Here is an 11,590-nt window from a genome sequence, read left to right as displayed (position 1 = left end):
GCCCTTTGCTGCCCGCCCCCGATACCTCCGGCATGCCCACCACACTGGGCGATGCGGGACTGCTGGCCATCGACCTGCCCATGGCCTCCGGGGCCACCCGGTATGTGGCACAGGTAGCGCAGGACCCGGCGTTCACCCAGGTGCTGCGCCATGGCAGCTTCCCCGACGGCCGTCTGCGCTGGAAGGCGCTGGACGATGGCCGCTACTACCTGGCCGTTCGGGCACTGGACGATGCAGACATCGCGGGCCTGCCCGCCGTGCAGCCGTTCACCGTCAAAACACGCCCGGTCGCACCGCTGTACCAGCACCCTGCGCCCGGCGCCGTCGTACCCAGTGGCGCGGCCGAGCTGCGCTGCACGGAAGTCCCAGGCGTGCGCTGGTACCGCGTGCAGGTGGCCGCCGACGCCCAGTTCAGCCAGCCCCTGCGCGACGAGCAGCGCCTGACCGAATGCCGCCTGCCCCTGGGGGCGCTGCCCGCAGGCAGCTACTTCTGGCGCATCGCCAGCCTGCTGGCACTGCCCGACGGGCAAGCAGACCAGGGGCCGTTTGCACCGCCACAGCCTTTCACGGTGGCCGACCGGCCGACCGCCTTGTCCCTGCAAGCTCTGCAGGCGGAGGACGGAGACCCGACCGTGCGCCTGCACTGGCCTGCCCAGGCGGGCCAGCGCTTCCGGCTGCAGCGCACTGTGGCTACCGATCTGGACTTTGCCAAGATCGCAGAGGACACCGTGCTCGACGCCCCGACCTGGACGGCCAGCAACCTCGCTGCCGGCGAGTACCTGGTGCGCATCCAGGTGCTGGATGCCAGCGGGCTGGAGAGCGATTTCTCCCCCCCGCGCAAGATCCGCGTGGGCACTGGCATCCGCACCGGTGCGGGTTTGCCGGTGTCCACCAGCAGCGGCACGCCCGTGGGGCGCCCTTGAGCGGGGCATGGAGCCCGTCCAGCCCAGCCGTGCGGGTCGCACCAGCGCGCGCAGCGGCCCTGGCATGCGCTGAGCACACGCCCCGCATCCCAGCACCCCTTTCATGCTGACCATCGCCCACCTGCGCCGCCGCCGACGCCGCCTGGAATGGGCGCTGCTGGCCTGCGCGCTGATGGCGCTGGTGGCCTGGCTCAGCACCGCGGATAGCCTGAGCCGCGTCAACCACCTAGTGCAGGATGCAGGCATGCGACTGGTCTCGCGGCCCGCACACCCCGACATCGCGATCGTGGCCATCAACGACGCCAGCATTGCCGCCATCGGCCGCTGGCCCTGGCGCCGGGCGCTGCATGCCGAGCTGATCTCGCGCCTGACCACCCAGAACCCCCGTGCCATCGGCATGGACGTGCTGTTCAACGAAGCCGACCTGGACTATCCCGAGGACGACCTGCTGCTCACCGACGCCATCCGGCGCAGCGCCCGTGTGGTGCTGCCCGTGCTGCGACGCGGCTATGGCCCGGTCAGCAACCAGACCGACCTGCCCTGGCCCGCCTTTGCCGAGGCTGCCGCAGGCCTGGGCCATGTGCATGTGGCGCCCGACAGCGATGGCGTGGTGCGCAGCCTGTACCTGCAGGAAGGCCCGGCAGCCGCCCCCTGGCACCACTTCAGCATGGCGCTGCAGTGCGTGGCAGACCGTCAATCTGTGGCCGCCTGCGCGCCCTCGCCCGCCAGCGCATCGGATACCGGCCCCTGGCAACGCAATGACCCCACGCTCATCGCCTACGCCGCCGGGCCATCGCCCTTCACCACCTACTCCTACATTGATGTGCTGCGTGGCCAGGTGCCAGCCGGAGCACTGGAGGGCAAGTACGTGCTGGTCGGCGCTGCAGCCTCGGGGCTGGGCGACATGTTTGCTACGCCCGTCAGCCAGCAGTCGCGCCTGATGCCGGGCGTGGAGGTGGTTGCCCATGTGCTGGATGCCCGCCTGGCCGGCGAACACATCGTGCGCGCACCGCAGGCCTTGAACATCGCCTTCAACCTGGTGCCTGTGGCCTGTGCGCTGGTGGCCTTGCTGCTCATCGGCCCCCTGGCCGCCTTGCTGACCAGCGCCGGGCTGGCCCTGGCCACCTTGCTGCTGAGCATGGCCCTGCCCTGGTGGGCAGGTCTGCAGTTCGCTCCGGCCGCCGCCTTGCTGGGCCTGGCGCTGGCCTACCCGCTGTGGAGCTGGCGGCGCCTGAGCGCGGCTGCGCACTTTCTGCGGCTGGAGATGGAGAACCTTCAGCGCCAAGGCCTGGCCATGCGGTTGCGCAGACGGCCCGGAGACTCCGCCGACTTTCTGGAGCGCCGCATCAACGCCGTGGAGCGCGCATCCCGCCAGCTGCGTGACCTGCACCAGTTCGTGAGCGAAAGCCTGCAGCAGTTGCCCTCACCCACCATCGTCTGCGCCCCCGACGGTGAAATCCTGCTGGCCAACCAGGCGGCCCGCCAACACCTGGGTGGGCCCGCCCAGCCCTCCTTGCAGGGCCTGTCCGTGGTGGACCTGCTGGCCGACCTGGTGCAGACAGGGACTCAAGAGCCGATCGTTACCCAGGCAGCCTTGCAGCATGCTGCCTTGCCAGAACAGACCGAGGGCACCGACGCCCGGGGCCGCAGTCTGCTGGTGCAGTGCAAGCCTTTCACCAATCTGGCCAATGCAGGCTGGCTGCTGACCCTGGTGGACCTGACCGAGATGCGCCGTGCGCTGCAACAACGCGACCAGGCGATGCACTTCATCTCGCACGACATCCGCGCGCCCAACGCGTCCATCCTGACGCTGCTGGAGATGCAGCGTGCCTACCCCGGCCGCCTGTCGGACCACGAGTTGCTGGAGCGCATCGAACGTTATGCACAGGCTTCGCTGGGCATGGCCGAAAGTTTTGTGCAACTGGCCAGCGCGCAGACGCAGGAATACCGCATGGCGCCGCTGGACCTGGCCGCCCTGCTATCCGAAACCACCGACGACCTCTGGACCCTGGCCCGCGACCGCAACGTGGACGTGCGCACGGTGTCCACCCCAGACACTGCGCCCTGCCTGGGCGACCGCGCCCTGCTGTCCCGCGCGCTGACCAACGTGATCCACAACGCCATCAAGTTCAGCCCCGATGGCGGCACGGTGCAGTGCGCCATCGTGGCGCGGGGTACGCACTGGGTGGTGTCGGTACGGGACCAGGGCCCGGGCATTGCCCCCGAGCAGCAAGGCCGTCTGTTCACGCCCTACCAGCGGTTGCACGACCACAGCCACCCGGCCATCGCAGGGGTCGGTCTGGGCCTGGCACTGGTGCAGACCGTCGTGCTGCGCCACGGCGGTGCGCTGGAGGTGGACAGCGACGTAGGGCGGGGGGCCGAGTTCCGGCTGGTGCTGCCGCAGCGGCTGGATGCGCCGCCGGACGACGACGAGCAATAGCTAGCGGCGAGGGGCTGACTACGACTGCAGAAAATCGAGCACCGCCCGGTGGTCGCCCTGGAAAACGATGCGATCAGCCCGGCTTTGCCGCTGGTAGGCATACATCGGGTCGTAATAGTCGCGCATGAGTGCAGCAATCCAGCCGCGGTGCAGAGACAGGTCACCCTGATTGCGTTGCTGTACCAGCGCTGCCTGCATCGACCCACGAAGCGCCTGGTAGCGGTCGCCCCCAAGGCGCTTGGCGAGTTTGCCCAAGCTATCGAGCAACCGCGCTGCAAACAGGTCGGTACCCGCCACCTCGCCATGGACGGCCACAAAATCTGCGCACTGCTGCCACACATAGTCGCGCAAGATGCGCTCCACACGGGCATCGAAAGCGTCCTCCAGGCAGACGATGGGCACCTGCTCCAGCCGCTGCCGCAGCTCCAGGGGCACCGAGCAGCTGCCCACATGGCGCCCCTCGTCCTCCAGCACAAAAGTCGCATGGCCCCGTGCTCGTTTCTTCAGCACGTCGATGGCCAGCCGGTTCTCAAAATCGATCTGCGTCGGCTGGCCGCTCACGCGCTGACCAAAACTGGAGCCACGGTGGTTGGCATGGCCTTCCAGGTCCAAGCCGTTGGCCAGTTGCGCAATCACCTCGGTCTTGCCGGTGCCGGTCAGGCCACTGAGCACCACAAACCCACACTCCGCCGCCGCAGCCTGCGTGGTGCCGATGAGGAAACCCCGCATGGACTTGTAGCCCCCCACCACCCGGGGGTAGTCCATGCCCGCTTCGTTCAGCAACCATTGCTGCACGATCTGCGAGCGCAGCCCGCCACGAAAGCAATACAGCACGCCTTGTGGATGCGTCTGCGCAAACTGCGCCCACGCCTCAATGCGCTGGCGCTTGATGCCGCCAGACACCAGCTGGTGCCCCAGCGCAATCGCGGCCTCCTGGCCCTTGTGCTTGTAGCAGGTGCCCACCTGCTGACGCTCGCCATCGTCCATCAGGGGAAGGTTGGCAACCCCAGGAAACGCGCCCTGCCCAAACTCCACCGGCGCGCGCACGTCCATCATGGGCACATCGTTCAGGAAGATGTGCCGGTAGCCCGTCAGGTTGTCGGGCATCAGCGCAGCTCGACGGCAAAGGCCTGTCGCGGGGTGAGCTGGCCGATGGGCTGCAGCGCCAGGCCCAGTTCCGCGGCCACCTGCAGGAACTCGGCCTCGCCCTCCGGACTCACGGCCACCAGCAGCCCCCCGCTGGTCTGAGGGTCGCACAGCAGGTGCTTTTGCACCTCGGTCAGGGCCGCAATCTTCGCACCGTAGCTGTCAAAGTTGCGCAGCGTGCCTCCAGGCACACAGCCCTGGTCCATGTAGTAGTCCACTCCCTTCAGGCGGGGTACTGCCGCGTAGTCAATCACAGCGCTCAAGCCGCTGCCCTCCGCCATTTCGACCAGATGCCCCAACAGGCCGAAGCCGGTCACATCCGTCATCGCTTGCACGCCGGCCAGCCGGCCGAATCGGCTCCCTGGCCGGTTGAGCGTGCACATCAGGTCGCGCGCCACGCCCACATCCTGGGGGCGCAGCTTGGCTTTTTTCTCTGCGGTGGTCAGGATGCCGATCCCAAGGGGCTTGGTCAGATACAGGCGGCAACCCTCCGTAGCCGTGTCGTTACGTTTGAGATGGCGCTTTTCGACGATGCCCGTCACCGCCAGGCCGAAAATGGGCTCCGGCGCATCGATGGAGTGACCGCCCGCGAGCGGAATACCTGCCGCATCGCACACCGCACGCCCGCCGCGCACCACCTCACGCGCGACCTCAGGCGGCAGCACATTCACCGGCCACCCCAGGATGGCAATGGCCATCAGCGGATCAGCCCCCATGGCGTAGATGTCGCTGATCGCATTGGTGGCAGCAATGCGCCCGAAGTCGTACGGGTCATCCACGATGGGCATGAAGAAATCGGTGGTGGACACCACGCCGCGCTCGGCATCCAGGGCATACACCGCCGCATCGTCCCGCGAGGTGTTGCCCACCCAGAGCCTGGGGTCCAGGTGCTGCGCCCCACTGCCCGCCAGGATCACGTCCAGCACCTTGGGACTGATCTTGCAGCCACAGCCCGCGCCGTGGCTGTACTGGGTCAGGCGGATGGGGGATGTTGTCAGGGTCTCAGGAAGCATGCGAGGTTCTTTCGTGGCGTCAGGCGCGGGGCGCGCTACCCGTATTCTGGCGCTGCGCGGAACGCGGCCATGCATTGCAACGAATACCCTACCCGTCCTGCGTCCGCACAGCGATACGAACACCATGGCGAATCTGCGACCCGCTTCACCTGCAGCATGCGAAGCGGGTCAGCGAGCCGCCTGAATTGTTCCAACGGACCCAAAGAAAAAGGCCCCGTGCTATTGATTAGATAGCTACAGGGCCTTGATGCTGGCGGAGAGGGTGGGATTCGAACCCACGGTAGTGTTGCCACTACGCCTGATTTCGAGTCAGGTACATTCGACCACTCTGCCACCTCTCCTGTGTGTCGAAGCGTTCGATTATAGCCAGATTTTCAGGGCTTGAGCACAGCGGTGCCGCCCAGGTAGGGGCGCAGCACCTCGGGCACCGTCACGCTGCCGTCGGCTTGCTGGTAGTTTTCGAGCACTGCCACCAGCGTGCGGCCCACGGCCAGGCCCGAGCCGTTCAGGGTGTGCAGCAGCTCGTTCTTGCCTTGGGCATTCTTGAAGCGGGCTTGCAGGCGGCGGGCCTGGAAGGCTTCGCAGTTGCTCACCGAGCTGATCTCGCGGTAGGTGTTCTGCGCGGGCAGCCACACTTCCAGGTCGTAGGTCTTGGCGGCGCCAAAGCCCATGTCGCCGGTGCACAGGCTCATCACGCGGTAGGGCAGGCCCAGCTTTTGCAGCACGGCTTCTGCGTGGCGGGTCATTTCCTCCAGCGCTTCGTAGCTCTTGTCGGGGTGCACGATCTGCACCATCTCGACCTTGTCGAACTGGTGCTGGCGGATCATGCCGCGCGTGTCACGGCCGTAGCTGCCCGCTTCAGAGCGGAAGCATGGCGTGTGGGCCGTGATCTTGATGGGCAGGTCGGACTCGGCCACCACCACGTCGCGCACAAAGTTGGTCAGCGGTACTTCGCTGGTGGGGATGAGGTAGAGCGCCGCGTTGTCCGGCACAGGCTCGCCATCTTGGCCGCCCTTCTTGGCGGCAAACAGATCGCCTTCAAACTTGGGCAGCTGGCCGGTGCCCTTGAGGGAATCGGCGTTCACCGCGTAGGGCACGTAGCACTCGGTGTAGCCATGCTCCTGGGTCTGAACGTCCAGCATGAACTGGCTGAGGGCACGGTGCAGGCGGGCAATAGGCCCCTTCATCACGGTGAAGCGCGAGCCCGACAGCTTGACGCCCATATCGAAATCGAGGCCCAGCGGGGTGCCGACATCGACATGGTCTTTCACCTCGAAATCGAATTTGGCAGGCGCGCCCCAGCGGCGCACTTCCACGTTGCCAGCTTCGTCGCTGCCCACCGGCACGGACTCGTGCGGCAAGTTGGGCACGGCCACCAACATGGCCAACAGTTCGGATTGGATCTGCTCCAGGCGCGCGGCGGATTGCTCCAGCTCCACCTTGCCTGCGGCCACCTGGGCCTTGACGGCTTCGGCGCCGTCCTTGTCGCCCCGGCTCATCAGCATGCCGACCTGCTTGGACAGCTGGTTGCGCTGGGCCTGCAGCTCTTCGGTGCGGGTCTGCAGCGTCTTGCGCTCGGACTCCAGGGCCTGGAAAACGGAGACGTCCAGGAAGGCCTGGGGCTTTTTGCGAGTTTCCAGCCGCGCGATGGCGGTGTCGAGGTCTTTGCGGAGGAGAAGAATGTCAAGCATTGCAGGATTTTAAGGGGGTGGTCGGCACCGGCTCAGGCAAGGCTGGCCGGATCAAAGTTGGCGCCGCAGAGAATCAGGGCCACCGTTTCTTGTGGCTGGGGCTTGTAGGCGCCGGTTTGCAGTGCGGCCAGGCCCAGCGCAGCGGCGGGTTCCACAGCCAGTTTCAACTCCTTCCACAGCCACAACTGGGCAGCGCGGATGGCATCGTCGGGCAGCAGCAACGCGTCGTGCACATGGCGCTGGCTCACCTCCCAGCCAATGGCGCCGATGCGCTTCGCGCCCAGCGAGTCGGCAGCCACGCCGCCCACACCCACATCCACCGGCTGGCCCGCAGCCCGCGCGGCGTGCAGGGTGGGCGCGCGTTCGGGCTCCAGTGCCACCACATGGGCGCGACTATCCACCCACGCGGCCACACCGCCAATGAGGCCGCCACCGCCCACGCTGACCAGCACCGTGTCGGGCAGGCGGCCACCCTGCTCTTCCATCTCCAGCGCCAGCGTGCCCGCACCCGCTACCACTTCGGGCTGGTCGTAGGCATGGGCCTGCAGCGCACCCGTGGCCTTCTGACGGGCCACGCAGGCTTCAAAGGCTTCGGAATATGCGACGCCGGTGATGACCACCTCTGCCCCTAGGGCGCGCAGGCGGGCACGTTTGGCCTCGGGCGAGACCTCGGGCACAAAGACCTCGCAGCGCACTCCCAGGGCCTGGGCGGCCGCCGCCACGGCAATGCCGGCGTTGCCGCCGGAGGCAATGATCACACCGCTCTCTGGCACCGGGTTGGCCAGCAGGCGGTACAACATGCCGCGCGCCTTGAAGCTGCCGCCCACCTGCAAATGCTCCAGCTTGAGCCAGACCTCTGCAGAGTCCACGCCCAAGGACTTGCCGGACAGGCGCATCAGCGGCGTGGTGCGCAGAAAGTCGGGCTGGGTGGCCAGTTGGCGGCGGGCAGCGGCAATGGCGGCGCGGTCGATCATGCAGGGGCTCCGAATGGCAGATGGTGTCAAAAGAAGGGGGCAGTGTAGGGGCTGCCCGCAACATGCAGACACAACGCTGACTGCACGCGCGCCGCACAACTGCCGATAACATGGGCAGAGCAGTCCCCACCCCACCGCGCTGGCCGGCCTGCGCGCAGGAGAAAAATCATGTTCTTTGTGTTCGGCCCGTCAGGCCAGATGTACCGGGGTGGCCCCGAAAACCTGGCACGTATTTCTGCGGTGCGCAGCGTGCAGCGCCCGCAGGCCCTGCGCACGCGGGCCATGGACGCACAAGATGGCCAGCCAGGGCCCGTCTTCACGGCCCCGCCCCGCCCCACTGCGGCCGACACCAACGCTGCTGCGCCTGCAGCCATCGTCAACCTGCGCATGCACGACGCCATGAGCGCCTACGCACAGACCGAGCAAGGCCCACAGGCCAGCACCCGCCAGCCGCTGACCAAGGTGAGCGATGTGATGACCACCGGCGGCGTGAGTGTGGCGCCCGACGTGCGTGTGAACGATGCCTGGCAGACCCTGGCCGAGCACAAAGTGGCGCAGGCGCCCGTATTGGATGCGCTGGGCCGTGTGATCGGACTGCTGCTGAGGGCCGACATGGCGCCACTGGACCTGCTGCCCGAGCCCGGCGCCGTCAAACAGGCCATTGACCTGGCCCGCCGCCCGGTGGCCGAGGTGATGGTGAGCCCGGTGCCCACGGTGTCCCCCGACACCGAGCTGCGCCGCGTGGCCGCCGTGCTGCTGGACACGGGCCTGCCGGGCCTGCCGGTGACGGACGAGGCGGGCGTGCTGTCGGGCTTTATCTCGCGCACCGACATCCTGCGCGCCGTGGCAGCCGACCCGCCACTGGACCTGTGGAGCGGGCCCGCCGTGCCCCTGTAAGGGAATATTTGAATAAAAATGGCCGCTGGTGCTAGAAGAATATGCGCCAGCCGCTATCAATTCAGGAGTAAATAAAAAAGGGCGCCTGTTGGCGCCCTTGCACGATCACCGGCTGCCCTTCACGCCACCGTCAGTGGGCCGATGGACCTGTCTCTGGCGTGCGCTCCCGAATCTCCAGCCCCGTGGCCGCATCGATCTTGAGCCCCTTGGGCAGCGGGAACTTGATGGTTTCCTCGATGCCCGCCATGGTGCGGACCGACACAGCGCCCAGCGCCTTGATGCGGTCGATGACCTGCTGCACCAGGATTTCAGGCGCCGATGCGCCCGCCGTGAGCCCCACGCGCGAACGGCCCTTGAACCAATCGCCCTGCAGCTCGTCAGCACTGTCCACCATGTAGGCGGTGGTGCCCAGCTTGGCGGCCAGCTCGCGCAGGCGGTTGCTGTTGGAGCTGGTGGGGCTGCCCACCACGATCACCACATCCACCTTCGGGCTCAGCACCTTGACGGCGTCCTGCCGGTTCTGCGTGGCGTAGCAGATGTCCTGCTGTTTGGGTTCGCGCACATTCGGAAAGCGCGCCCGCACGGCGGCAGAGATTTCGGCAGCGTCGTCCACACTCAGCGTGGTCTGCGTGACCACCGCCAGCTTCTCGGTCTGCGCGGGCTGCACGCGGGCCACGTCCTCCACGTCTTCCACCAGATGGATACCGTGGTCGAGCTGGCCCATGGTGCCCTCCACCTCGGGGTGGCCCTTGTGGCCGATCATGATGAACTCGTAGCCCTCTTTGGCGAGCTTGGCTACTTCGACGTGTACCTTGGTCACCAGCGGGCAGGTGGCATCGAAGATGCTGAAGCCACGCGCCTCGGCCTCTTGCTGCACGGCCTTGCTCACGCCGTGGGCGCTGAAGACCAGCGTGGCGCCAGGCGGCACGTCCGACAGCTCTTCGATAAAGATCGCGCCCTTGGCCTTGAGGTCGTTGACCACGTAGGTGTTGTGCACGATTTCGTGGCGCACATAGATGGGGGAGCCAAACTTCTGGATGGCGCGCTCCACGATCTCGATGGCGCGGTCCACACCGGCGCAAAAGCCACGCGGCTCGGCCAGCAGGATTTCTTTCGGCGCCAGCATCACAGGATCCCGATCAGCTGCACTTCAAAAGTCACGGGCTGGCCCGCCAGCGGGTGGTTGAAGTCGAACAGCACGGCGCCGTCGTCACGCACCTGCATCACGGCCCCGGCGTAGCTGCCCTGGCCGTCGGGCGTGGGGAACTGCACCACGTCGCCCACGTTGTATTTTTCGTCGGGGTCGCCCAGCTCGTTCATCAGCTTGCGCGCCACCCACTGCTGCATGTCGGGGTTGCGCTCGCCAAAGGCCTCGCCCGCAGGCAGCTCGAAGGTGGTGCGCGTGCCCTCGGCCAGGCCCAGCAGGCGCTGCTCCATGGCGGGCGACAGCTCGCCCGTGCCCAGCGACAGGGTGGCGGGTTTGTCGGTAAAAGTGTTGATCACATCCCCCGCCGGGCCGGCCAGGCGGTAGTGCAGCGTGAGGAAGGAGCCCGGCTGAACAGTGGGAAGGGAGGTGGAAATAGAGGTCATGAGAGTCCCGATAAACTGCCGCGATTGTAGAAAACCGGGCAAACCCCTACCGCAGCCACCGCTGCTGGCGCGTTCCACCTCCTCTTCCATGGCCATCAAAGACCTGCCCGCTGACGCCCAGCCCCGCGAAAAACTGCTGGCACGCGGCCCCGCCGCGCTGGCCGATGCCGAGCTGCTGGCCATCCTGCTGCGCACGGGCATCGTGGGCAAGGGCGTGCTGCAGATGGCGCAGGAACTGCTGGACCCGCCCGGCATTGACCCGGACACGGGCGCCGTCACCGGCGGCTTTGGCGGCATTGCCGGGCTGTTGCACACCAGCGCGGCCGACCTGGAACGCATCAAGGGCTTGGGCCCCGCCAAACGCGCCGAACTGGTGGCGGTGCTGGAGCTGGCCCGCCGCGCCCTGGCCCAGCAGTTGCGCGAACGCGAGGTGTTCGACTCGCCCGATACCGTCAAGCACTATTTGCAACTGCACCTGGCCGCCAAGGGACACGAGGTGTTTGCGGTGCTGTTTCTCGATGCGCAAAACCGCCTGTTGGCCCTGGAGGAGCTGTTTCGCGGCACGCTCACGCAGACCAGTGTGTACCCGCGCGAGGTGGTGCTGCGCGCCCTGCACCACCAGGCCGCCGCTGTGGTGCTGGCCCACAACCACCCCAGCGGCAGCGTGCAACCCAGCCGCGCCGACGAGGCGCTGACCCAGACCCTGAAGACCACGCTGGCCCTGGTGGACGTGCGCGTGCTCGACCATGTGATCGTGGCGCCGGGCCAGGCGCTGTCGATGGCAGCAAAGGGCCTGATGTGACCGCCCCAGCCCCCGCGCCAACCCAGCCGCCCACGGCCCTGCAAGCAGCGCTGGCACGTGCTGCGTACGCTGCTCCAGGTAAAGCGGCGCCTATGGAAACCACCGCTCCCGCAC

The 11,590-nt window shown here is 67.2% G+C and carries 9 protein-coding genes, 1 tRNA gene and 1 pseudogene; 4 read left to right on the top strand and 7 right to left on the bottom strand.

Annotated elements, in window-relative coordinates; all coding sequences use genetic code 11:
• Positions 1-923, top strand: a pseudogene (locus tag AC07X4_RS22930) (iron dicitrate transport regulator FecR); the annotation flags it as partial.
• Between the two features lie 103 nt (positions 924-1,026).
• Complete coding sequence (locus tag AC07X4_RS22925) at positions 1,027-3,363, top strand: CHASE2 domain-containing protein (RefSeq protein ID WP_494741428.1); 2,337 nt, start codon at positions 1,027-1,029, stop codon at positions 3,361-3,363.
• 18 nt (positions 3,364-3,381) lie between these two features.
• On the opposite strand, the gene mnmH is transcribed toward AC07X4_RS22925, so the two are convergent.
• From mnmH to AC07X4_RS22900, 5 genes are all read right to left on the bottom strand, one after another.
• The gene (gene mnmH / locus AC07X4_RS22920) at positions 3,382-4,470 is read right to left on the bottom strand and encodes a tRNA 2-selenouridine(34) synthase MnmH (RefSeq protein ID WP_494741427.1); all 1,089 of its coding nucleotides are present in this window, start codon (positions 4,468-4,470) and stop codon (positions 3,382-3,384) included.
• Positions 4,470-5,522, bottom strand: coding sequence for a selenide, water dikinase SelD (gene selD, locus AC07X4_RS22915; RefSeq protein WP_494741426.1), 1,053 nt, complete (start codon positions 5,520-5,522; stop codon positions 4,470-4,472). Before selD ends, mnmH begins: the two co-directional genes overlap by 1 nt.
• Positions 5,523-5,773: 251 nt before the next feature.
• Positions 5,774-5,863 (bottom strand) — tRNA-Ser (locus tag AC07X4_RS22910).
• 33 nt (positions 5,864-5,896) lie between these two features.
• On the bottom strand, positions 5,897-7,213 hold the full coding sequence (gene serS, locus AC07X4_RS22905) for a serine--tRNA ligase (protein WP_494741425.1): 1,317 nt from the start codon (positions 7,211-7,213) through the stop codon (positions 5,897-5,899).
• 32 nt (positions 7,214-7,245) lie between these two features.
• Positions 7,246-8,187: a threonine/serine dehydratase gene (locus AC07X4_RS22900; RefSeq protein ID WP_494741424.1), complete on the bottom strand. Its 942-nt coding sequence runs from the start codon at positions 8,185-8,187 to the stop codon at positions 7,246-7,248.
• 168 nt (positions 8,188-8,355) lie between these two features.
• Between AC07X4_RS22900 and AC07X4_RS22895 the strand changes: the two genes are divergently transcribed.
• Positions 8,356-9,084 carry a CBS domain-containing protein gene (locus AC07X4_RS22895; RefSeq protein ID WP_494741423.1) on the top strand — a complete coding sequence of 243 codons (729 nt, stop codon included), beginning with the start codon at positions 8,356-8,358 and terminating at the stop codon, positions 9,082-9,084.
• 130 nt (positions 9,085-9,214) lie between these two features.
• Here the strand turns inward: AC07X4_RS22895 and ispH are convergent, their stop codons facing one another.
• Positions 9,215-10,210 (bottom strand): 4-hydroxy-3-methylbut-2-enyl diphosphate reductase, encoded by a 996-nt coding sequence (gene ispH, locus AC07X4_RS22890; protein ID WP_494741422.1) that lies wholly within the window; start codon positions 10,208-10,210, stop codon positions 9,215-9,217.
• Entirely contained in the window at positions 10,210-10,674 is a 465-nt protein-coding gene (locus tag AC07X4_RS22885; RefSeq protein ID WP_056060856.1) for an FKBP-type peptidyl-prolyl cis-trans isomerase, read from the bottom strand. The genes ispH and AC07X4_RS22885 overlap by 1 nt, the downstream gene beginning before the upstream one ends.
• An 88-nt stretch (positions 10,675-10,762) precedes the next feature.
• Here AC07X4_RS22885 and radC point away from each other — a divergent pair, with 88 nt between their 5' ends.
• Positions 10,763-11,476 (top strand): RadC family protein, encoded by a 714-nt coding sequence (gene radC / locus AC07X4_RS22880; protein ID WP_494741421.1) that lies wholly within the window; start codon positions 10,763-10,765, stop codon positions 11,474-11,476.
• The last annotated feature ends 114 nt before the right edge of the window (positions 11,477-11,590 follow it).

This window comes from Acidovorax sp. GW460-11-11-14-LB4, from assembly GCF_059423685.1.
This window is presented reverse-complemented; position numbering and strand designations above follow the sequence as displayed.